Genomic DNA, 21226 nt, shown 5'->3' with positions numbered 1-21226 from the left:
AGACCCCGGTGCCCGGTGGGGGGCTCAGCGGCGACCGGTCGGGCTGGGGCTGAGACGGCGGGCGATGTCCTCGGCGGCGAGACGGGCCCGGCCCACGAGCTCGGCGACGTGCTCCGTGCTCGCGTCGGGTGTCCGCAGCGTCAGGGCGATCGCCGCGAGCGGCCGGCCGGCGCGGTCGAGCACCGGCACGGCGACCGACGACAGGTCGGCCGTCACGGTGCCCTCCTCGCGGGCGTAGCCGTCGGTGCGCGTGCGGGTGAGCACGCTCCGCAGCTCGCCGAGCGACCGCGGCCCCCCTCCGCTGCGCTGCACGAACGAGGCCCGGTCGGGGTAGAGCGCCCGCACCTGCGTCGCGGGGAGGGCGGACAGCATGGCGAGCCCGCTGGCCGTCAGGTGGGCGGGCAGGCGCACACCGACGTCGGTGACGAGCATCGGCTGCCCGGGGGCGCGTTCCTCGAGGAGGTAGATGACGTCGCGTCCGTCGAGGGTGGCGAAGTGGGCGTTGCGGCCGCACTGGTCGACGAGCCGGCGCATGGCCGCCCGCGCGACACGGGCCAGCGGCGCCTGCCGCTGGTAGGCCGACCCGAGCTCGTACGCCGCCTGGCCGAGCCCGAAGCGTCGCTCCTCGACGTAGTGGGTGACGTAGCCCCGGCTGTGCAGCACCTTGAGCAGGTGGTAGACCGAGCTGCGGGGCAGGCCGAGGTCGCGGGCGATCGACGCGGCAGGCACCGGCTCGGCGTGGCGCGAGAGGTGCTCGAGGACGTCGAGCGCGTTGGCGGCGGCGGGGGCGTTGGACATGTGGGCCACCTCCGGTCCGCGATCGAGGAAGTCTCGCATCCGAGACAATTGTCCTCCCTCGCGGGCCGACACGCCAGCCGTTCGGCGGTTCGATGGGTCCATGAACGCAGCACCCGCCACCGCCGCCCACTCGGTGACCGGCGCCGGCACCGTCACGGTCGGCACCGGTCCGCTCTCCCTCGAGGACGTCGTCGCCGTCGCCCGCCACGACGCCCGGGTCGAGCTCTCCCCCGGTGCCGAGGCGGAGATCGCCCGCAGCCGCACCGTCATCGAGGACCTCGCGAACGACACCGTCGCCCACTACGGCGTCTCGACCGGCTTCGGCGCGCTCGCGACCCGTCACATCCCGACGGCGCTGCGCGCCCAGCTGCAGCGCTCGCTCGTGCGCTCGCACGCCGCCGGCGCCGGTCCGGAGGTCGAGCGCGAGGTCGTGCGCGCCCTCATGCTGCTCCGTCTGTCGACCCTCGCGACGGGCCGGACCGGCGTCCGCCTCGAGACGGCGCGGACGTATGCCGCCCTGCTGAGTGCCGGCATCACCCCCGTCGTGCACGAGTACGGCTCGCTCGGCTGCTCCGGCGACCTCGCGCCGCTGTCGCACTGCGCGCTCGCCGCGATGGGCGAGGGGCCGGTGCGCCTCGCCGACGGCACGCTCACCGACGCGGCAACCGCCCTGCGCGACCACGGGATCGAGCCCGTCGTCCTCGCCGAGAAGGAGGGCCTCGCCCTCATCAACGGCACCGACGGCATGCTCGGCATGCTCGTGCTGGCCATCCACGACCTGCGTCACCTGCTCAAGGTCGCCGACGTGTCGGCCGCGATGAGCGTCGAGGGCCTGCTCGGCTCCGACAGCGTCTTCGCGCCGGACCTGCACGCGCTGCGCCCCCAGGTGGGTCAGGGGGACTCGGCGGCGAACATCCTTGCCGTCATGGCGGACTCGCCGATCCGTGAGTCGCACCGCACCGAGGAGTGCACCCGCGTGCAGGACGCGTACTCCCTCCGCTGCGCGCCGCAGGTGCACGGTGGCGCCCGCGACACGGTCGAGCACGCCGCCCGCGTCGCCGCCGCCGAGCTGGCCTCGGCCGTCGACAACCCCGTCGTCACCCCCGACGGTCGGGTCGAGTCCAACGGCAACTTCCACGGCGCCCCGGTGGCCTACGTCCTCGACTTCCTCGCCATCGTCGCGGCCGACGTCGCGTCGATGTCCGAGCGCCGCTCCGACCGCTTCCTCGACCAGGCCCGCAACCACGGGCTGCCGCCCTTCCTCGCCGACGACCCAGGCGTCGACTCGGGCCTCATGATCGCGCAGTACACCCAGGCCGCCATGGTCTCGGAGATGAAGCGTCTCGCCGTCCCCGCGTCGGTCGACTCGATCCCGAGCTCGGCCATGCAGGAGGACCACGTGTCGATGGGCTGGTCGGGTGCCCGCAAGCTGCGCCGTTCCGTCGACGCGCTCGGCCGTGTCCTCGCCATCGAGGCGCTGACGGCGGCGCGCGGCATCCAGCTGCGGTCCCCGCTCGAGCCGTCCCCCGCCACCGGCGCGGTCATCGCCGCGCTGTCCGCTCGCACGAACGCGGCCCCGGGGCCCGACCGCTTCCTCGCCCCCGACATCGAGGGCGCCCACGGGGCGGTGACCGACGGCGACGTCCTTGCCGCCGCCGAGTCCGTCACCGGCCCGCTCCGCTGAGCGAACCGGCATACCAACGTTTTCCACCTCGAAGGAGAGTGACATGGAAGGTGCACGACCCGTCCGCGCGGCGCGTGGGACGACCCTGACGGCGCAGTCGTGGGCCACCGAGGCCCCGCTGCGGATGCTCATGAACAACCTCGACCCCGAGGTGGCCGAGCGCCCCGACGACCTCGTCGTCTACGGCGGCACCGGTCGCGCGGCCCGCGACTGGAAGTCCTTCGACGCGATGGTCCGCACGCTGACCACGCTCAAGCAGGACGAGACGATGCTCGTCCAGAGCGGTCGTCCCGTCGGCGTCATGCAGACGCACGAGTGGGCGCCGCGTGTCCTCATCGCCAACTCCAACCTCGTCGGCGACTGGGCCACGTGGCCCGAGTTCCGCCGCCTCGAGCACCTCGGCCTGACGATGTACGGCCAGATGACGGCCGGGTCGTGGATCTACATCGGCACCCAGGGGATCGTCCAGGGCACCTACGAGACCTTCGCGGCCGTCGCCGAGAAGCGCTTCAACGGGACCCTCGCCGGCACGCTGACCCTGACCGGCGGCTGCGGCGGCATGGGCGGCGCGCAGCCGCTCGCCGTCACGATGAACGACGGCGCCTGCCTCATCGTCGACGTCGATCCGGCCCGCCTGCACCGGCGCGTCGAGCACCGCTACCTCGACGAGGTCGCGACCGACCTCGACGACGCGATCGAGAAGGCGATGGCCGCCAAGCGCGAGCGTCGCGGCTGGTCGGTCGGTGTCGTCGGCAACGCGGCCGAGGTCTTCCCCGAGCTGCTCCGCCGGGGTGTCGAGATCGACATCGTCACCGACCAGACGTCGGCGCACGACCCGCTCAGCTACCTGCCGGAGGGCGTCGACGTCGCCGACTGGGCGGAGTACGCCGAGAAGAAGCCCGAGGACTTCACCGACCGCGCCCGCGCCTCGATGGCCAAGCACGTCAAGGCGATGGTCGAGTTCCAGGACGCCGGCGCCGAGGTCTTCGACTACGGCAACTCGATCCGCGACGAGGCCCGCCAGGGCGGCTACGACCGCGCCTTCGAGTTCCCCGGCTTCGTGCCCGCCTACATCCGCCCGCTCTTCTGCGAGGGCAAGGGCCCGTTCCGCTGGGCCGCGCTCTCGGGTGACCCACGCGACATCGCCGCGACCGACAAGGCCGTGCTCGAGCTCTTCCCCGACAACGACCGCCTGCACAAGTGGATCCGGGGTGCGCAGGAGCGGATCGCTTTCCAGGGCTTGCCTGCCCGCATCTGCTGGCTCGGCTACGGCGAGCGTGACAAGGCCGGCCTGAAGTTCAACGAGATGGTGCGCACGGGCGAGATCTCGGCGCCCATCGTCATCGGGCGCGACCACCTCGACAGCGGCTCCGTCGCGAGCCCCTACCGCGAGACCGAGTCGATGGCCGACGGCTCCGACGCCATCGCCGACTGGCCGCTGCTCAACGCGCTCGTCAACACGAGCTCGGGCGCGAGCTGGGTCTCGATCCACCACGGCGGCGGCGTCGGCATCGGCCGGAGCCTCCACGCCGGCCAGGTCTCCCTCGCCGACGGCACCGACCTCGCCGCGCAGAAGCTCGCGCGCGTCCTGTCGAACGACCCCGGCATGGGAGTCATCCGCCACGTCGACGCCGGCTACGACATCGCCGACCGCGTCGCGCACGAACGCGGTGTCCGCGTCCCGATGCAGGAGGGCTGAGAGGGCGTATGCCGTCCGGTGGGGTCGTGCGGACCGCTCAGCGGGGGCGGCGCACCGTGATCGGGCCCTTCGCGTGGTCCGGGTCGATGACCCGGCCACCCTGGATGATCTGGGCGCGCCCGGCGGCGACGAGCCTTCGGGCGGCGTTCCGGGCGGGCTCGACGAGCGCCTCCCAGTCCGCGCCGCCGACCTTTCGAGCCGCCTCCGACGGGTCGACCGTGGCCGAGGCGGCGTGCGCCCTGACGAGCTTGGTGAGGGCGTCCTCGAGCTCGAGGTCGACGGGGGTCAGGCCGTGCTTGCGGCAGTTGTCGGAGCACCAGCGCACCGTGGCCCAGTCGCGCTCCCAGGCCTTGCGCCACGTGATCGTGCGACCGCATCGAGCGCACGGTTTGGTGGGCAGCGGGGTGCGTGACATGTGCACAGTCTGCGCCCTCGGGACCGCGGGGGCGTCAACGGTCCTTGCGGACCTCCTCGTCGGAGATGTCGGCGACCGTCGCGTCGAAGAGACGGATGACGTCGTCGCCGTTGACGGTGAGGCCGATCCCGTGGCCGCCACCGCCGAGCGAGATGCGGCGCCCGACGAGGTGCGTGTCGGCGATGACGGGAAGGCGCGCGGCCGAGCCGAAGGGCGTGATGGTGCCGCGCTCGTAGCCGGTGACGGCCTTCGCGGCCGCGGCGTCGGGCATCGAGATGCGGTTCGTGCCGAGCAGGGCACGCACCTTGGCCCACGAGAAGGTGCGGTCGCCGGGTACGAGGACGAAGACGTGGTCGTCCTCGGCCCGGCGCACGACGAGGGTCTTGATGAGGTCACGCGGCTCGATGCCCCGAGCGGCGGCCGCCTCCTCGAGGCTCGAGACGCGCCCGTGCCGGGTCACCGTGTGCTCGATGCCCGCCGCGAGGATCGCGTCGACCGCCGGCGTGCGGATCGGCGTTTCCGGGCCCGAGTCACTACGCTCGGCGGTGTCATCGCGGTCAGGATCCATGGGACAGAGCCTAGTTACACAGCCGGACGCAGACGCCGGCGTTGCGAGGAGTGGTGATCGAGGTGACGACGACGAGCTTCGACCGGATGTGGGCTGATCTCGAGCCCGTCGGTCGCGACGCCGGTTCGGGTGGCTACCGCCGCTACGCGTGGACCCGGACCGACCACGACCTGCGGGAGTGGTTCGCCGCCGAGTGCGCGGCCCGCGGCCTCGACCTCGTCGAGGACCGGGCCGGCAACCAGTGGGGCTGGTGGGGCGACCCCGACACGACGCCCGGCGTCGTCATCGGCTCCCACCTCGACTCGGTGCCCGACGGCGGCGCGTTCGACGGCCCGCTCGGCGTCGTCAGCGCGCTCGCGACCGTCGACGCGCTGCGCGACGCCGGCTTCGAGCCCGACGTGCCGCTCGGTGTCGTCAACTTCGTCGACGAGGAGGGGGCCCGCTTCGGCATCGCCTGTGCGGGCTCCCGCATCATCACCGGGGCCCTCGACGCCGACCGGGCCCGCTCGCTGACCGACGCCGACGGCGTGTCGATGGCCGAGGCCTGGCGCAGCGCGGGCCGGGACCCCGAGACCCTCGGCCGCGACGACGACACCGTGCGACGCGTCGGCCGCTTCATCGAGCTGCACGTCGAGCAGGGCAAGGCGCTCGCGCTCGCCCCCGACGGCAGCGAGGACCTCACCGACCCGGGCCGGGCCGTCGCGATCGGCACCGACATCTGGCCGCACGGCCGCTGGCGGGTCGACATCCCGGGCGAGGCCAACCACGCCGGCACGACGCGCATCGCCGATCGGCAGGACGCGATGATCGGCCTCGCCACGGTCATCCAGGCAGCCCGGTCGTATGCCGTCGGGCTCGGCTGCGTCGCCACGGTGGGCAAGGTCCACGTCGTCCCGGGAGGCGTCAACGCGATCCCGAGCCACGTCACGGCCTGGCTCGACGTCCGCGGCCGCAGCGAGCACGTCGTGCACGCGGCGGTCGATGCCGTGTCGTCGGAGGCCGGCCGCCTGGGCGCCACGACGACCCCCGAGTCGTGGACGCCGACGACCACCTTCGACACCGGACTCGTCGGCAGGCTGCGCGGTGTCCTCCCCGACGCGCCCCTGCTCGGGACGGGCGCCGGGCACGACGCGGGCATCCTCGCGACGCACGGCGTGCCGAGCGCGATGCTCTTCGTCCGCAACCCCACAGGAGTTTCACACTCACCCGCCGAGCTCGCGAGCACGGATGACTGTCACCATGGGGTCACGGCCCTGACAGCCGTCGTGACCGAGCTGTGCACAGGGAAGGACCCCGAGTCGATGAGCGACGCCCGATGACTGCGTTCTGGTGCGAGAGTGCTTGGCTCACAGGAGGATTCGCGCGACGGGTCCGCCTCGTGACCCAGGACGGCCTCTTCAAGGAGGTCCTCGTCGACGCTGACCCCGAGCCCGACGACGTCCGCCTCGCCGGCGTGACGCTGCCCGGCATGGCCAACGCGCACAGCCACGCCTTCCACCGCGCCCTCCGGGGCCGGGTCAACGGCGGTGGCGGCAACTTCTGGAGCTGGCGCGAGCAGATGTATGCCGCCGCGGAGCAGCTCAACCCCGACACCTACTTCGCGCTCGCGCGGGCCGTGTTCGCCGAGATGGTGCAGGCCGGGATCACGGTCGTGGGGGAGTTCCACTACGTCCACCACCGCCCGGGCGGTCATCCCTACCGCGACCCGAACGCCATGGGGCTCGCGGTGCGTCAGGCCGCCGACGAGGCCGGCATCCGGCTCACGCTGCTCGACACGTGCTACCTCGAGGGCGGCCTCAACGGCGGTGGCCACGTCGAGCTGCACCCGGGCCAGCGCCGGTTCAGCGACGGCACCGTCGAGGCCTGGGCGTCCCGGATGTCCGAGCGACGCCCCGAGACCGACCGCGTGCGGCTCGGTGCGGCGATCCACTCGGTCCGTGCGGTGCGCCGCGAGGACCTCCCGCGCGTCGTCGAGGCGGTCGGCGACCTGCCGCTGCACGTGCACCTGTCGGAGCAGCACGGCGAGAACCTTGCCTGCCAGATGTTCTACGGCGCCAGCCCGACCCAGCTGCTCGACGAGGCCGGCGCCCTCGGTGCCCACTCGACGGCCGTGCACGCCACGCACCTCGAGGACCGCGACATCGACCTGCTCGGCGGCACCGGCACGGGTGCGTGCTTCTGCCCCACGACCGAGCGCGACCTCGCCGACGGCATCGGCCCGGCACGGGCGCTCCACGACGCCGGCAGCCCGCTCTCGCTGGGCTCCGACCAGCACGTCGTCATCGACCCGTTCGAGGAGCTGCGGGGGCTCGAGATGCACGAGCGGCTCGTCACGAACGAGCGCGACCGCTTCTCGGCCAACGACCTGCTCCTCGCGGCCTCCTTCAACGGCTACCGCTCCCTCGGCTGGTCCGACGGCGGCCACCTGAGCAAGGGGGCGCTCGCCGACTTCGTCACGGTGCGCACCGACACGGTCAACACCGCGGGCGCCGCGCAGGACCAGATCATCTACGCATGCGTCGCGTCCGACGTGTCGACCGTCGTCGTCGGGGGCGACGTCGTCGTCAGCGACGGCCACCACCGGATGGGCGACGTCGGCCGGATGCTCGTCGGCGCCATCGACCGCGTCGCGGGAGGGGTCGTCGGAGGGGTGCACGCGTGAGCCTGCTCCTCACGGGCATCGCGGAGCTGACGACGAACGACCCGGCCCGCGGTGACGGCCACGCCGACCGCGGAGACGCCCTCCTCGGCGTCGTCCGTGACGCGGCCCTCGTCGTCTCGACCGACGGCCTGGTCGAGTGGGTCGGACCGGCGGACGAGGCCCCCGACGCCGACACCCGCCGCGACCTCGGCGGCCGCGCGGTCATCCCCGGCTTCGTCGACTCGCACACGCACCTCGTCTTCGCCGGTGACCGCTCGGCGGAGTTCGCGGCGCGCATGACCGGCACGCCCTACGACGGTGGCGGCATCGCCGTCTCGGTCGCCGCCACCCGGGCCGCGAGCGACGACGAGCTGCGAGCCCTCGTCGCGGCCCGGGTCGCCGAGATGCGCGCCCAGGGCACGACGACCGTCGAGATCAAGAGCGGCTACGGCCTCACCCTCGATGACGAGCTGCGCAGCCTCCGCATCGCCCGTGAGGTCACCCCGCACACGACCTTCCTCGGCGCGCACGTCGTGCCGCCCGAGTACGCGTCGGACCGGGCGGCCTACGTCGACCTCGTCACGGGCCCGATGCTCGACGCGGTCACCGCGGACGGGCCGACGAGCCTCGCGGAGAGCATCGACGTCTTCTGCGAGCCGCACTCGGCCCACGCCTTCGACGGCGACGAGGCGCGCACGATCCTCGAGGCGGGCCGCGCGGCCGGACTCGCCCTTCGCGTCCACGGCAACCAGCTCGGCCCCGGCCCGGGCGTCCGTCTGGCCTGCGAGCTCGGCGCGCGCAGCGTCGACCACTGCACGTTCCTCGACGACGCCGACGTCGAGGCGCTCGCCGCCGCCCGGGGCACGACCGTCGCGACCCTGCTGCCGGGCGTCGAGTTCTCGACGCGATCGCCCTACCCCGACGGGCGGGCCCTCATCGACGCCGGTGTGGACGTGGCGCTCGCCTCCGACTGCAACCCCGGCACGTGCTACTCGTCGTCGATCCCCTTCGCCATCGCCCTCGCCGTGCGCGAGATGGGGATGACGCCCGCTGAGGCGCTGCACGCCGCGACGGCCGTCTCGGCGCGCTCGCTCGGCCTCGACCGTCGGATCGCCCCGGGGCAGCCCGCCGAGCTGGCCGTCATCGACGCGCCGAGCCACCTGCACCTGGCCTACCGGGCCGGGGTGCCGATCGTGCGAGCGCTCGACCTCTAGGAACCGGCGGCGTCGTCGGCGGGGTGCTCACAGCGCAGCACCGAACCGGGTCCGGGATGGATGATCCCGGTGTGCCCGTCGGACCACTCGACGACGTAGGGCGGGCCGCCGCCCTCACCCTTCACCTCCAGGATGGTCCCTTCGCGCGTGCTCTGACCGACGTGCTCCGCGGCCATCGTGATGCGGTCACCGACCCGTGCCTCCATGGCACACCTCCTCGCGCTGGGCTGTCCTCCAAGGACACCACCTCTTCGCCCCGGCGGGAAGGACTTCGCGGGCCGAGTGACCGACGAGACCTCAGTCGAGCAGGACCCGCTCGCCGAGGCGCGGCACCGAGACGGCACAGTCGAACCGCTCGCGTATGCCGTCCGCCAGCGCCCGCGCGGCCGCGGGCTCCCCGTGGACGACGTGGACGCTCTCCGGAGGGTGCGGCATCTCGCCGATCCAAGTGAGCAGCTCGTCGGCGTCCGCGTGGACCGAGAAGTCGTCGAGGGTGACGACCTCGGCCCGGACCGGCACGTAGCGCCCGGCCATCTTGAGCTCGCGCGCCCCCGCCTGCAGGTCGCGGCCTCGGGTGCCGATGGCCTGGTAGCCGGTGAGCAGCACGGTGTTGCGCGCCTGGGGCAGCAGGTGGCGCAGGTGGTGCACGACGCGTCCGCCGGTCGCCATGCCGGAGGCCGACACGATGATGCAGGGCGTGCCCGGGGTGTTGAGCCGGATCGACTCCTCCGCGCTGTGCGCGGTCCGCAGACCGGACAGGCGGCGCAGCCGGTCGAGGGCGCCCGGCCGCACCTCCGCTGCGTGGGTCGGGTCGCGGTAGATCTCGAGCGCCGCGAGGGCCATCGGGCTGTCGACCCACACCGGCACGTCGGGGATCGCGCCGCTCGCGACGAGGTCGGCGATCGCGAGCAGGACGATCTCGGTGCGGTCGACGGCGAAGGCCGGCACGACGACGCTGCCGCCTCGCCTGATCGTGCGCCGGATCGCGTCGGCCATGGCGTGGTGCTCGGGGTCGACCTCGGGGTGGGCGCGGTCGCCGTACGTCGACTCGACGACGACGGTGCGGGCAGCCGGCGGTCGGGCCCGGGGCAGCAGCACCGGGTGGTCCGGCCGCCCGAGGTCACCGGAGAAGAGGACGCTCGCCCCGTCGACCTCGACGAGCACGCTCGAGCTGCCGAGGATGTGGCCGGCCGGCACGAAGGTCACGGTCGACCCGTTCGAGCCGCCCACGCGGACTGCTGCGTCGTCGCCGACGGGGCGCAGTGCCGCGACGGCCACGTCGGCGTCGCCGACGGTGTAGAGCGGCAGTGGCGGGTCGTGCCGCGACCAGCCTCCCCGCCGGGCGCCCTCGGCCTCCTCCTCCTGCAGGTGCGCGCTGTCGCGCAGGATGACGGCCGCGAGCGCCGCGGTCCCGGACGTCGCGTGCACCGGCCCGTCGAAGCCGCCCCGGACGAGCGCCGGCAGGTAGCCGCAGTGGTCGAGGTGGGCGTGGGTCAGGGCCACGGCGTCGACCGAGGCCGGGTCGACGGGAGGCGGCTCCCAGTTGAGCGACCGCCAGCGCCGCTCGCCCTGGTAGAGGCCGCAGTCGACCATGAGTCTCGCCCCCTCGCCCTCGACGAGGAACTTGCTGCCGGTGACGGTCCCGGCCGCGCCGAGGAACGTCAGTGCCGGCGCCGGTCCGTGCCGCTCGGGTCTCCCGTGACTGCTCATGGCCCCTCCTCGGGTCCACCTCCATCGTCCTCCCGGCCCGGAGCCGACGACCCGGGTTCGGGGCGTGACGATGGAGACACCCGCGCCGTCCGTGCCCGCGTGTCGGTGCCGGCATCTGCGACCACGGTCTGACGACCCGACCCCGTCGTCCTCGTAGGCTTCGGGACGTGAGCGAGGGGAGCGTCTACGACTGGCTGCAGCGCCGGCCGCTGCTCCTCGACGTCCCGCTCGCGGTCTTCCTCGCGCTCCTCGGGCTCGTCGTGCTCGGCGAGGGCCAGGGCATCGGCTGGGCGGTCGTGGGCCTCGCCGACCTCGCCCTCATCTGGAGGCGTTCCCACCCGGCCACGGCGTTCTCGGTCGTCAGCATCGCGCTCGCGATCCGGGTCGTCCCGACGAGCAGCCTGCTGCCCGGCGACATCGCCTTCCTCGTCGCGCTCTACTCGCTCGCCGCCTACGACCGTCGTCGCGCCGTGCGCCTCGCCGGTCTCGGCGTCGCGGCGCTCGGGTCGGCCATCGCCGGTGCACGGTTCACCGCCGTCAGCGGCCGCGTGCCCGGTCCCGGCGAGTTCGTCTTCACCTTCGTCGCGTGCGCCGCGGCCTCCCTCGCGGCGTGGGCGCTCGGCGACCTCAAGCGCGCTCGCCTCCAGCGCCTCGCCGACCTCCAGGACCGCGCCGAGCGGGTCGAGCGCGAGCGCGATCAGGCCCTCCGGCTGGCCGCCCAGCAGGAGCGCGCGGCCATCGCCCGCGAGATGCACGACGTCGTGGCGCACGCGCTGTCGGTCATCGTCGTGCAGGCCGACGGCGCCGCGTATGCGGCCGAGCGCAGTCCCGAGGGCGCGCTCGCCCGGTCGGTGGGCGCGCTCGAGACCATCGGGTCGACGGCCCGGGACGCCCTCACCGAGACCCGCCGTCTCGTGGGCGTGCTGCGCGACCCGGAGTCGGGCGTCGAGCTGGCACCGACGGGTGGGGTCGCCCAGCTCGACGACCTCGTCGCAGGAGTCCGCGCGGCCGGGGTCCCGGTGACGCTGACGGTCCGCGGCACCGAGCGCGCCCGGCCCGTGGGACTCGACCTCGCGGCATACCGCGTCGTCCAGGAGGCGCTGACCAACGTCATCAAGCACGCCGGTCCGGCCGCGGGCGCCGTCGTCGACGTCGAGCAGACCGACGAGGCGCTGCGGATCTCGGTGTGCGACGACGGGGTCGGTGCGCGCAGCGTCGACGACGGGCGCGGACACGGCTTGCCGGGCATGCGCGAGCGGGTCGCCGTGCACGGTGGCACGCTGACGGGAGGGCCGCGTGCCGGTGGCGGCTTCGAGGTGCTCGCGACGATGCCGACGGAGGGGCAGCGATGACCGACCCACCGACCCGGGTCATGATCGTCGACGACCAGGCCCTCGTGCGGGCCGGCTTCCGCATGGTCCTCGACGCCGAGCCCGACATCGACGTCGTCGCGGAGTGCGCCGACGGGCTGGCCGCGCTCGACGCGCTGCCCGGCCGCGACGTCGACGTCGTGCTCATGGACATCCGGATGCCGCGGCTCGACGGCATCGAGGCGACGCGCCGGGTCGTCGAGCGCGGCGACACCCCCAAGGTGCTCGTCCTGACGACCTTCGACCTCGACGAGTACGTCTACGCGGCCCTGCGGGCGGGGGCGGCCGGCTTCCTGCTCAAGGACGCCGGCCCGTCGGAGCTGCTCTCGGCGATCCGGGCCGTCCACACCGGCGACGCCGTCGTCGCCCCGGGCCCGACCCGGCGGCTGCTCGACCGCTTCCTGCCGGTGCTCGCGAGCCCGGCGCAGCCGTCCGGCCTCGAGCGGCTCGACGTCCTGACCGAGCGAGAGCGCGAGGTGCTCGAGGCGGTCGGCAAGGGCCTGAACAACACCGAGATCGCCGCCACGTTCTTCGTCGCCGAGGCGACGGTCAAGACCCACGTCGGGCGCATCCTCGCCAAGCTGGGACTCCGCGACCGGGTGCAGATGGTCGTGCTGGCGTACGAGACGGGGCTCGTCCGCGTCGGCGACCCCTGAGGGACGACGCCTCGGGGCTCAGCGGCCGCCGGTGGCCTTGTCGATGGCCTTCTTCGTGGCGCGCTCGGCCTTGGCCTTGCCCTTGGCGACCTTCTTCGAGGCCTTCTTGTCGGTGGGCGACACCTTCTCGTCCTCGAGAGCCTTGGGCAGGTGACCGGTCGAGCGGCGGTAGTAGCTCGCGGCGCCGCGCTCGACGGCGACCCGGGCCGTGGCCACGGCCATCGACGAGAGCGCCGTGAAGAGGATGACGTCGCGGGTGCGCTCGCGCTCGAAGTCACCCTTGACGGGCACGTTGCGGCCGGTCGCGAGCTTCCAGCCCTTCTGCGTCGCGTCCGTCGCGATCTTCGTGGCGAGGATCGTCGAGCCGACGCTGAGGATCTTCCACACCGGGCCGCCGAGCGGCGTGCGGGGTGTGGCGGCGTCCTCGGCCTTGGCCTTCGCCCTGCCGAGCGCCTTGGTGGCCTTCTTCGAGTCCTTGGATCCCATGCCGTGACTGTACCCACGTGCTGCGGAGTAGAGTCACCCCGACAACTGAAGAGCACCACCCACCCATCACGACAGGGGAGCGCGTCACGCGCTGAGAGTGCGGCAGCCCGAAGGGCCGAGCCGCAGACCCTCGAACCTGCTCCGGTTAGCACCGGCGAAGGAAGTCGGTATTTCTCAGGCCACCGCACGGCACACGTCATCGACGCGTGCCGTCCGGCTGGCTTCCCCCAGGTATCCACACGTATCCACTGGAACCCGGGAGACACACCATGTCCACGACCATCACCGCGAGCGGTCCGCTGACCCGCTGGCGCACCATCGACCTGCTCACCTGCGCCTTCCTCGGCGTCGCCTTCGGCGTCGCGTACTGGGCCTGGGGGCTCGTCTACGCCGTCCCGTCGAACGCCGTGTCGGCGGCCTTCCCGCCCCTCGGTGCCCTCTTCAACTGGCCCTGGCTCGTCGCCGGCATCGTCGGCATGCTCATCATCCGACGCCCCGGCGCGGCCGTCTTCACCGAGCTCCTCGCGGCCGTCGTGTCGGCCCTCATCGGCACGCAGTGGGGCCTGACCACGCTCGTGTCGGGCCTCGTGCAGGGCCTCGGTGTCGAGCTCGGCTTCGCCGTCTTCGCGTATGCCGTCTACAGCTGGGCGCCGCTGCTGCTCGGTGGCTTCCTCGGCGGCGCGTTCGAGGCCGTCTACGAGTGGTACTCCTACTGGACCGACTGGGGCTGGGGCTACAAGCTCTCCTACCTGCTCCTGCTCGGTGCGTCCGTCGCCGTCCTCGGCTCGCTCCTCGCCGTCGGCCTGACGCGCCTGCTCGCGGCCGCGGGTGCGCTCAACCCGTTCCCGCCGGGCCAGGAGGTCCGGGAGCAGCGGGCCGTCTGACCCGTCGGGGACGGAGGCGCCGGTGGCACGAGAAACCGAACACCTCGACGCGCGGTCGCCGTCGGTGTCCTCGGGCGTCGGCGTGCGCGTGGAGGACCTGACGTGGAGACCCTTCGGGCGCTCCCGTCCGGTCCTCGACGGCCTCGACCTCACCCTCGAGCCCGGCGAGCGCGTACTGCTCGCCGGGCCGAGCGGGTCGGGCAAGTCGACCCTGCTCCGGGGCGTCGCCGGGCTGCTGCTCACCGCGGACGCCGGCGAGCTCTCGGGCACGGTCACCGTGGGCGGCCATGCGCCACAGGAGGTTCCGGGATCGGTGGGCCTCGTCCTGCAGGACCCGGGTGCGGGCACCGTCGCCTCGAGCATCGGTCGTGACGTCGCCTTCGGTCTGGAGAACGTCGTGCTGCCGCGGGACGGGATGCCGTCCCGCGTCGCGGCCGCGCTGCGCGAGGTCGGGCTGACGATGTCGCCCGACAGCGCGCCGTCGACCCTGAGCGGGGGCGAGTCCCAGCGGCTCGCGCTCGCCGGGGCGCTCGTCATGGAGCCCTCGGTGCTCCTGCTCGACGAGCCGACGGCCATGCTCGACGCCGACACGGCTGCGGACGTGCGGGCCGTCGTGGCCGACGTCGTCGAGCGGCGCGGTCTCACCCTCGTCGTCGTCGAGCACCGTCTCGACGGGTGGCTCGACCTCGTCGACCGGCTCGTCGTCCTCGACGCGACCGGCTCGGTCGTGGCCGACGGCAAGCCACACGCGGTCCTTGCCGCCCACGGTGAGTCCCTTGTGGCGCAGGGCATCTGGGTCCCCGGGGTGCCGGACCCCGAGCCGCTGCCGCTCGACCTCGAGCCGGCGCCGCACGCGGCAGCCGGGCGCGTGCCCCAAGGCCGCGTCGTCGCAGCCGCCTCCGACGTCCGGGTCGAGCACCGGAGCCGGCGACTGGGGGAGCGGTCCCGCACGACGCTCGCCGTCGACGGCGCCGACCTCGAGGCCCGGGCCGGTCGGTCCCTGGCCCTCGTCGGCCCGAGCGGCGCCGGCAAGTCCTCGCTCATGGCCGCCCTCGGCGGGCTCGTCGAGCCGTCGCGCGGCTCCGTCGACCTCGCGCTGCAGCTCACCCCGGCCGAGACCGGCGACGGCGCCCCCGCGCGGGACCGGCTCACGCCCCCGCACGAGTGGTCCTCGCTCGACCTCGCACGCGTCGTCGCCTGGGTGCCGCAACGCGCGGCGACCTCGATCGTCGGCCGCACGGTGCGCGACGACGTGCTCACCACCCCGCTCGCGCTCGGGCAGGAGCCCGAGGCCGCCGGCCGGCGGGCCGACGCCCTGCTCGCGGCCCTCGGGCTCGCGCACCTCGCGCAGGCCGACCCGCGCCAGCTCTCCGGCGGTGAGCAGCGTCGCCTGGCCATGGCGTCCGCCGTCGCGCACGGTCCGGCCCTCCTCCTCGCCGACGAGCCGACGGTCGGGCAGGACCGGCTCACGTGGGCCGCCGTGTCCGGCGTGCTCGCCGCGGCCCGCGACGAGGGCGCTGCCGTCGTCGTCACGACCCACGACTCCGGGGTCGTCGACGACGCCGACCGCGTCGTCCGGCTCGCCGCACCCACCCAGCCACCCGCCGACCCGGAGCCCGAGCGGCACCCGCTGCTCTCCCGGGTCGGGCCCCTGGCCCTGCTCGGGGCGGCCCTGTGCGTCCTGCCCCTGCCCGCGCTGCTCGAGACGTGGCGCCAGGGACTCGCCGTCCTCGCCGTCGAGGTCGTCCTCGGCCTCGTCGGCCTCCTCGCCCCGGGCCGGGGCCGCGCGCCGGAGGGTCGCCTCCGAGGCGTCCTCGCGCGCCTCGCCCCTGCCGCGCTCGCCGTCGTCGGGGTCGCCTGGTCGGCGTGGCTCCTCGGCGGCCGGGACGTCGAGGTCGCCGCGGCGGCTGCCCTGCGCGTCCTCTGCCTGCTCGTGCCCTCCGCGTTCGTCGTCGGCTTCATCGACCCGGAGGGTCTCGGCGACCACCTCGCGCAGCGGCTCCGTCTCCCGGCCCGGCCCGTCGTGGCCGCGACTGCGGCGCTCCAGCGGCTCCAGTCCTTCGACACCCTGTGGGGCGAGCTCATGACGACCCGCCGGGTGCGCGGCATCCGGGCCGACCGCGGAGCCCTGGCCCGTGGCCGCGAGGCGGTCGTCGTCACCGGTGGACTCCTCATCGGCGCGCTCGGGCAGGCCTCGACGCTCGCGCTCGCGATGGACGCCCGGGGCTTCGCCGAGGCCCGCCGCCGCACGTGGGCGGGTCCAGCGCCGTGGCGTCCGGCCGACACGCTGGCCGTCGGCGCCGGTCTGGTCGTGGTCGCCGCGGCCGTCGCGGCCCGCCTGACGCTGCCCTGACGACTCGCGGGGCACAATGGGCCGCGCACACCTGCCGACAGGAAGGGGCCGCACGTGCCCATGCCAGGCCGACCCCGCACCGCCACCCGGGTCATCCGCACACCCCGGGCGTATGCCGTCCCGACCGTCGCGCTGGGCCTGTCCACCTCGCTCGTGCTCGCGCTCGCGGGGTGCGGCCAGCCCGCCCCGTCGTCGCCGGACGACTCCGTGGCCCCGACGGTGAGCGTCCCCGTGCAGCCGACCATCACGGCCGAGACCCCGAGCGACGACGTGCCCGACCCGGTCGACACGACCGACCCCGGCGACGGTGGCCTCTTCGACGCGGCCTCGAGCCTCACGGGCGCGACGTGTGCGCCCACGGGTGAGTCGTGGAGCTTCACCGGCACCCTCACCAACTCCGACACGCAGGAGCACACGTTCACCGTGGCGGTCTTCATCGTCAAGAGCTCCGACGGCTCCGACGTCGCCAGCAAGGAGGTCGACGTCACGCTCGCCGCCGGGGCGACCGCGCCGGTCTCCATCAAGGACTTCCACACCGGGCCGAGCAAGGGTGTCGAGTGCCTGAGCGGCGTCACCGTCAAGGGTCTCTGACGTGCGGCTCTACCTCGTGCGACACGGCCAGACCCACGCCAACGTCGCCCGTCAGCTCGACACGGCCGTCCCCGGCCTCGACCTCACCGACGAGGGCCGGGCTCAGGCGCGGGCCCTCGCCGACCGCCTCGGCGGTGAGGACCTCGGCGCGATCTACACCTCGGACCTCGTGCGCACCCAGCAGACCGCGGCGCCGCTCGCCGAGATGCTCGGTCTCGAGATGGTCGTGCTGCCCGGGCTGCGCGAGATCCAGGCCGGCGACTACGAGATGTCGACCGAGTGGCAGCCCTACATCGACGCGGTCATCCGCTGGCGCGACGAGCCCGACCACACGATCCCCGGCGGCGACAGCGGTGCCGGCTTCATGGAGCGCTACGACGCGGCGATCGCGCGCATCGCCGCCGACGGCCACGAGTCCGCCCTCGCCGTGAGCCACGGGGCCGCCATGCGCGTGTGGTGCTCGGCCGCGCTCAGCCTGCCGGCCGACTTCTTCGACGGTCGCAGGCTCGACAACGCGCACGTCGTGACGATGGAGGGTGACCCCGAGGCCGGGTGGCGCCTGCTCGCGTGGGGTGACGAACCGGTCACGCATGGCTGAGGCGCGGCCTGCCCTCGCCCCCGGCCGGTGGCGCTGGGCCGGTGCCGTCGCCGGCGTCGTGCTCGCGGTCGCCTCGTGGGGCTCGGGTGCCCTGCCGCGGCTCAACACCGGGGTGCTCTGGCCGGGCGTCGCCTGGTGGACGCCGAAGGGTGGCTCACCCCTGCTCGCCACCGTCGCGGTCCTCGCGATGGGCCTGCTCGTCCTCGCCTGGTGGCGACTCCGTGACGCCGACGTGTCGGTGCGCTGGTGGTGGGTGACGATCGCCCTGTGGTTCGCGCCGCTCGTCGCCGCGATGCCGCTCTACAGCCGCGACCTCTACTCCTACGCCGCCCAGGGTCTGCTCTGGGACCAGGGCCTCAGCCCCTACGACCACGTCGTCCGCGAGCTCGACTCGCCGTGGCGCGCCTCGACGGCGCCGACGTGGCTCGACAGCCCGACACCCTACGGACCCGTCTGGCTGCTCCTCGCCCGGGCCGCCGCGTCGGTCTCGGGTGAGCTGTGGGTCGCGCTCCTGCTGCTGCGCCTGCTCGCCGTCGCCGGGGTCGTCATCATGGCCTGGGCCGTGCCCGACGTCGCCCGCCGGATCGGCTGGTCACCGGTCCGGGCGCTCTGGCTCGGCGTCGCGGTGCCGCTCGTCGGCGCGCACTTCGTCGGAGGAGCCCACAACGACGCCCTCATGGTGGCCGCGGCGCTCGGCGGACTCGCCCTCGCGCTGCGCGGGCGGTTCGTCGTCGCCTGCGTCGTCGTCGCGCTCGGGGCCATGGTCAAGGTCACTGCCGTCATCGCGCTGCCGTTCGTCGTCATCCTCTGGGCCCGCCACGTCGCGACCGTACGGGCCCCGGGGACGGACGGCACGGCATACGCCCGCTGGGGTGACGTCGTGCGCGCGGGCGCCCTGACGGTGCTGTGCTCGGGTGTCCCCCTGGCGCTCGGGGGCGTCGTGACCGGGCTCGGGTTCTCGTGGCTCAACCCGACGGGGACCCCGGGCAAGAACGAGCAGTGGACCTCCCTGCCGACCTCGATCGGTATCGCCGTCGGTGCCGTCGGGCACCTGCTCGGCCACGACGAGTGGCGCGACCCGGGCATCGCGATGGCGCGGGCCGTGGGACTCGTCGTGCTGGCCCTGCTCCTCGCGCTCGTCTGGCTCGCGGCGCTCAAGCCCGCGGACACCCGCGGCCTGGCGGCGGAGGATGCCGCGGCCGAGCCGCTCCTGCGGCCGGTGCGCGGCATCGCCTGGGCCATGCTCGCCGTCGTCGTGCTCGCCCCGGTCTTCCTCGGGTGGTACTACCTCTGGGCGCTCCCGTTCTTCGCGGTGTCGCTCGGGGCCCTCTGGCAGGAGCGGCTCGAACGGCCCCTCGCTGTCGTCGCCTCCGTCGTCTGCTTCGCGACGCTCCCCGAGGGCTACAGCCTCGGCCTCACGACGACGGCCGTCGGCGTCCCGGTCGCGCTCGTCGTCCTCGTGCTGCTGCTGCGCCGCGGCCTGCGCACCGCCCGCCGCACCGACTGGCGCCACCTGCTCGACCTCGACCGACCCCTCGTCCGACGCTGAGGCCGCCGGGTCACGGATCGGCGACAGTTGCCGGGGTCCCTGACGGCACGGGGCCCGGTGCCGGACACTGTCCCGGTGAGTGACTCCGGCTTCGTCGACGAGGCCCCCATCGGCGCCCCTGACGGCGCCTCCGACGGCGCTGAGCGCGCGCGGGTCGCACGGAGGCGACGGCGTCCGGGCCCGGCGGCCATCGTCCTCGGCGTGCTCCTCGTCGGCCTGGTCGCCTTCGGTGGCTGGGCCTGGTCGAGCCGCGTCCACGCCGACGACGTTGCCGCCTACGAGTCGCTCGCGCGCGAGGTCGACGTGCTCGACCGCTCCATCGTCCCGCTCGGGCACAGCGAGCTCCCGCCGTGCCGCGAGGGCGTCGACGGGCGCATCACCCGCACCTACCCGCCCTCGACCGGGCCGCAGGCCGCCGAGCTCGTCGGCTACCTCGAGCAGTCCGGCTGGACCGTCCGGCCGGCCGCCCCGCCGGCCTTCGCCCACCTGACGCGCACGGCGTCGGGGCACACGCTGACCATCGACGTGGTCGCGGCGACCGAGTCCTCGCTCGTCGAGTCGCTGACGGCGACGAGCCCGGCCGGTGGCTTCGGCTGCCTCCTGCGCTGACCGCCTGACCGCCGCCCCACTCGAGTGAGCGCCCCGCCCCACTCGAGTGAGCGCCCAGTCACACTCGAGTGGCCGCGTCGTCACACGCGTCCCACGACGGACCGTGACCGATGCGTGATCCACCGCACGGGTCACATGGTGGGAATGACGCGGCCGACGGCACACGGCGGTGGGACGCTGGTCCACATGCGCGCGGTGACCCAGAGCAAGAAGCTGCAGAACGTCTGTTACGAGATCCGTGGTCCCGTGCTGGCCGAGGCCAAGCGGCTCGAGGACGAGGGGCACCGCATCCTCAAGCTCAACATCGGCAACCCGGCTCCGTTCGGCTTCGAGGCGCCCGAGGACATCCTCGTCGACGTGATCCAGGAGCTGCCGACGGCGCAGGGCTACAGCGACAGCAAGGGCATCCTCTCGGCCCGGCGCGCCGTCAAGCAGCACTACGAGGTCCGCGACTTCCCGCCGGTCGGCGTCGAGGACATCTACCTCGGCAACGGCGTCAGCGAGCTCATCGTCATGGCGATGCAGGGCCTGCTCGACAACGGCGACGAGGTGCTGATCCCGGCCCCCGACTACCCGCTGTGGACCGCGGCCGCGAGCCTCGCCGGCGGCAACGCCGTCCACTACGTCTGCGACGAGCAGGCCGGCTGGGCGCCCGACCTCGACGACATCCGCAGCAAGATCACCGACCGCACGCGCGCCATCGTCGTCATCAACCCGAACAACCCGACCGGCGCCGTCTACCCGCGCGAGGTGCTCGACGCCATCGCCCAGGTGGCGCGCGAGCACGAGCTGATCATCATGGCCGACGAGATCTACGACAAGATCCTCTACGACGGCGCGACGCACACCTCGATCGCGGCCCTCGCGCCCGACCTGCTCTGCCTGACCTTCAACGGCCTCTCCAAGGCCTACCGCGTCGCCGGCTTCCGGTCGGGCTGGCTCGTCATCACCGGGCCCAAGGAGCACGCGCGCAACTACCTCGAGGGCCTCGACATCCTCGCCAACATGCGCCTGTGCGCCAACGTCCCGGCGCAGCACGCGATCCAGGTGGCGCTCGGCGGCTACCAGTCGATCAACGAGCTGATCCTGCCCGGCGGCCGCCTGCTCGAGCAGCGCAACGTCGCCTGGGAGATGCTCAACCAGATCCCTGGCGTGTCGGTGACCAAGCCCGAGGGGGCGCTCTACCTCTTCCCGCGGCTCGACCCCAAAATCCACGACATCCGCGACGACGAGCGCTTCGCCCTCGACCTGCTGCGCGACCAGAAGATGCTCATCGTGCACGGCACCGGCTTCAACTGGGCTACGCCCGACCACTTCCGGCTCGTGTTCCTGCCGCGCGTCGAGGACCTCGAGGACGCCGTCGGACGCCTCGAGAAGTTCCTCTCGACGTACTCCCAGTAG

At 73.8% G+C, this 21226-nt stretch carries 20 protein-coding genes and 1 riboswitch; of the genes, 14 read left to right on the top strand and 6 right to left on the bottom strand.

The window, feature by feature from the left end; translation table 11 throughout:
• Window positions 1-24: 24 nt before the first annotated feature.
• Entirely contained in the window at window positions 25-798 is a 774-nt protein-coding gene (locus tag AC1DW8_RS18630; RefSeq protein WP_056823824.1) for an IclR family transcriptional regulator, read from the bottom strand.
• 100 nt (window positions 799-898) lie between these two features.
• Between AC1DW8_RS18630 and hutH the strand changes: the two genes are divergently transcribed.
• Both hutH and hutU read left to right on the top strand, forming a co-directional pair.
• Window positions 899-2482, top strand: coding sequence for a histidine ammonia-lyase (hutH, locus tag AC1DW8_RS18625; protein WP_478095460.1), 1584 nt, complete (start codon window positions 899-901; stop codon window positions 2480-2482).
• Window positions 2483-2525: 43 nt separating this feature from the next.
• Window positions 2526-4181: a urocanate hydratase gene (gene hutU, locus AC1DW8_RS18620; protein WP_056772246.1), complete on the top strand. Its 1656-nt coding sequence runs from the start codon at window positions 2526-2528 to the stop codon at window positions 4179-4181.
• Window positions 4182-4218: 37 nt separating this feature from the next.
• On the opposite strand, the gene AC1DW8_RS18615 is transcribed toward hutU, so the two are convergent.
• Both AC1DW8_RS18615 and AC1DW8_RS18610 read right to left on the bottom strand, forming a co-directional pair.
• The gene (locus AC1DW8_RS18615) at window positions 4219-4596 is read right to left on the bottom strand and encodes a DUF2256 and DUF3253 domain-containing protein (protein WP_056822699.1); all 378 of its coding nucleotides are present in this window, start codon (window positions 4594-4596) and stop codon (window positions 4219-4221) included.
• Window positions 4597-4630: 34 nt separating this feature from the next.
• Window positions 4631-5164, bottom strand: coding sequence for an aminoacyl-tRNA deacylase (locus AC1DW8_RS18610; protein WP_478095459.1), 534 nt, complete (start codon window positions 5162-5164; stop codon window positions 4631-4633).
• Between the two features lie 53 nt (window positions 5165-5217).
• Here AC1DW8_RS18610 and AC1DW8_RS18605 point away from each other — a divergent pair, with 53 nt between their 5' ends.
• Genes AC1DW8_RS18605 through hutI form a run of 3 tightly spaced genes read left to right on the top strand, consistent with a single transcriptional unit; the run spans window position 5218 to window position 9019 of the window.
• Entirely contained in the window at window positions 5218-6483 is a 1266-nt protein-coding gene (locus tag AC1DW8_RS18605) for an allantoate amidohydrolase (RefSeq protein ID WP_478095458.1), read from the top strand.
• Window positions 6480-7826: a formimidoylglutamate deiminase gene (locus AC1DW8_RS18600; protein ID WP_056772242.1), complete on the top strand. Its 1347-nt coding sequence runs from the start codon at window positions 6480-6482 to the stop codon at window positions 7824-7826. Before AC1DW8_RS18605 ends, AC1DW8_RS18600 begins: the two co-directional genes overlap by 4 nt.
• Window positions 7823-9019: an imidazolonepropionase gene (gene hutI / locus AC1DW8_RS18595; protein WP_478095457.1), complete on the top strand. Its 1197-nt coding sequence runs from the start codon at window positions 7823-7825 to the stop codon at window positions 9017-9019. Before AC1DW8_RS18600 ends, hutI begins: the two co-directional genes overlap by 4 nt.
• On the opposite strand, the gene AC1DW8_RS18590 is transcribed toward hutI, so the two are convergent.
• Both AC1DW8_RS18590 and AC1DW8_RS18585 read right to left on the bottom strand, forming a co-directional pair.
• Complete coding sequence (locus AC1DW8_RS18590) at window positions 9016-9225, bottom strand: DUF1918 domain-containing protein (RefSeq protein ID WP_056772237.1); 210 nt, start codon at window positions 9223-9225, stop codon at window positions 9016-9018. The genes hutI and AC1DW8_RS18590 overlap by 4 nt on opposite strands.
• A 91-nt stretch (window positions 9226-9316) precedes the next feature.
• Entirely contained in the window at window positions 9317-10729 is a 1413-nt protein-coding gene (locus AC1DW8_RS18585; protein WP_478095456.1) for an MBL fold metallo-hydrolase RNA specificity domain-containing protein, read from the bottom strand.
• A gap of 167 nt (window positions 10730-10896) precedes the next feature.
• Between AC1DW8_RS18585 and AC1DW8_RS18580 the strand changes: the two genes are divergently transcribed.
• Both AC1DW8_RS18580 and AC1DW8_RS18575 read left to right on the top strand, forming a co-directional pair.
• On the top strand, window positions 10897-12081 hold the full coding sequence (locus AC1DW8_RS18580) for a sensor histidine kinase (protein WP_478095455.1): 1185 nt from the start codon (window positions 10897-10899) through the stop codon (window positions 12079-12081).
• The gene (locus tag AC1DW8_RS18575; protein WP_478095454.1) at window positions 12078-12755 is read left to right on the top strand and encodes a response regulator transcription factor; all 678 of its coding nucleotides are present in this window, start codon (window positions 12078-12080) and stop codon (window positions 12753-12755) included. The genes AC1DW8_RS18580 and AC1DW8_RS18575 overlap by 4 nt, the downstream gene beginning before the upstream one ends.
• An 18-nt stretch (window positions 12756-12773) precedes the next feature.
• Here the strand turns inward: AC1DW8_RS18575 and AC1DW8_RS18570 are convergent, their stop codons facing one another.
• Window positions 12774-13241, bottom strand: a complete 468-nt coding sequence (locus tag AC1DW8_RS18570) for a DUF4235 domain-containing protein (protein WP_442276123.1) — start codon at window positions 13239-13241, stop codon at window positions 12774-12776.
• A 63-nt stretch (window positions 13242-13304) separates the two neighbouring features.
• A riboswitch (TPP riboswitch) is annotated at window positions 13305-13421 on the top strand.
• 89 nt (window positions 13422-13510) lie between these two features.
• Here AC1DW8_RS18570 and AC1DW8_RS18565 point away from each other — a divergent pair.
• From AC1DW8_RS18565 to AC1DW8_RS18535, 7 genes are all read left to right on the top strand, one after another.
• Entirely contained in the window at window positions 13511-14125 is a 615-nt protein-coding gene (locus AC1DW8_RS18565; protein ID WP_056772225.1) for an ECF transporter S component, read from the top strand.
• Window positions 14126-14147: 22 nt separating this feature from the next.
• Window positions 14148-16478, top strand: a complete 2331-nt coding sequence (locus tag AC1DW8_RS18560; RefSeq protein ID WP_478095453.1) for an ATP-binding cassette domain-containing protein — start codon at window positions 14148-14150, stop codon at window positions 16476-16478.
• A 54-nt stretch (window positions 16479-16532) separates the two neighbouring features.
• Window positions 16533-17069 (top strand): hypothetical protein, encoded by a 537-nt coding sequence (locus tag AC1DW8_RS18555; RefSeq protein WP_478095452.1) that lies wholly within the window; start codon window positions 16533-16535, stop codon window positions 17067-17069.
• Window position 17070: 1 nt separating this feature from the next.
• The gene (locus tag AC1DW8_RS18550; RefSeq protein ID WP_056822682.1) at window positions 17071-17667 is read left to right on the top strand and encodes a histidine phosphatase family protein; all 597 of its coding nucleotides are present in this window, start codon (window positions 17071-17073) and stop codon (window positions 17665-17667) included.
• Window positions 17660-19216 carry a polyprenol phosphomannose-dependent alpha 1,6 mannosyltransferase MptB gene (mptB, locus tag AC1DW8_RS18545; protein ID WP_478095451.1) on the top strand — a complete coding sequence of 519 codons (1557 nt, stop codon included), beginning with the start codon at window positions 17660-17662 and terminating at the stop codon, window positions 19214-19216. The genes AC1DW8_RS18550 and mptB overlap by 8 nt, the downstream gene beginning before the upstream one ends.
• Before the next feature lie 75 nt (window positions 19217-19291).
• Entirely contained in the window at window positions 19292-19825 is a 534-nt protein-coding gene (locus AC1DW8_RS18540) for a hypothetical protein (protein ID WP_478095450.1), read from the top strand.
• Between the two features lie 186 nt (window positions 19826-20011).
• The gene (locus tag AC1DW8_RS18535) at window positions 20012-21226 is read left to right on the top strand and encodes a pyridoxal phosphate-dependent aminotransferase (RefSeq protein ID WP_478095449.1); all 1215 of its coding nucleotides are present in this window, start codon (window positions 20012-20014) and stop codon (window positions 21224-21226) included.

The sequence above is a fragment of the Terrabacter sp. P2_E3 genome (assembly GCF_056403915.1).
The sequence above is the reverse complement of the archived record's forward strand: the minus strand, read 5'-3'. Positions and strand labels throughout refer to the sequence as shown.

Bases quoted from the DNA above. Each gene is read 5' to 3' on its own strand.
- AC1DW8_RS18630 (WP_056823824.1), bottom strand. From the start codon at position 798: ATGTCCAACGCCCCCGCCGCCGCCAACGCGCTCGACGTCCTCGAGCAC.
- hutH (WP_478095460.1), top strand. From the start codon at position 899: ATGAACGCAGCACCCGCCACCGCCGCCCACTCGGTGACCGGCGCCGGC.
- hutU (WP_056772246.1), top strand. From the start codon at position 2,526: ATGGAAGGTGCACGACCCGTCCGCGCGGCGCGTGGGACGACCCTGACG.
- AC1DW8_RS18615 (WP_056822699.1), bottom strand. From the start codon at position 4,596: ATGTCACGCACCCCGCTGCCCACCAAACCGTGCGCTCGATGCGGTCGC.
- AC1DW8_RS18610 (WP_478095459.1), bottom strand. From the start codon at position 5,164: ATGGATCCTGACCGCGATGACACCGCCGAGCGTAGTGACTCGGGCCCG.
- AC1DW8_RS18600 (WP_056772242.1), top strand. From the start codon at position 6,480: ATGACTGCGTTCTGGTGCGAGAGTGCTTGGCTCACAGGAGGATTCGCG.
- AC1DW8_RS18590 (WP_056772237.1), bottom strand. From the start codon at position 9,225: ATGGAGGCACGGGTCGGTGACCGCATCACGATGGCCGCGGAGCACGTC.
- AC1DW8_RS18585 (WP_478095456.1), bottom strand. From the start codon at position 10,729: ATGAGCAGTCACGGGAGACCCGAGCGGCACGGACCGGCGCCGGCACTG.
- AC1DW8_RS18575 (WP_478095454.1), top strand. From the start codon at position 12,078: ATGACCGACCCACCGACCCGGGTCATGATCGTCGACGACCAGGCCCTC.
- AC1DW8_RS18570 (WP_442276123.1), bottom strand. From the start codon at position 13,241: ATGGGATCCAAGGACTCGAAGAAGGCCACCAAGGCGCTCGGCAGGGCG.
- AC1DW8_RS18565 (WP_056772225.1), top strand. From the start codon at position 13,511: ATGTCCACGACCATCACCGCGAGCGGTCCGCTGACCCGCTGGCGCACC.
- mptB (WP_478095451.1), top strand. From the start codon at position 17,660: ATGGCTGAGGCGCGGCCTGCCCTCGCCCCCGGCCGGTGGCGCTGGGCC.
- AC1DW8_RS18535 (WP_478095449.1), top strand. From the start codon at position 20,012: ATGCGCGCGGTGACCCAGAGCAAGAAGCTGCAGAACGTCTGTTACGAG.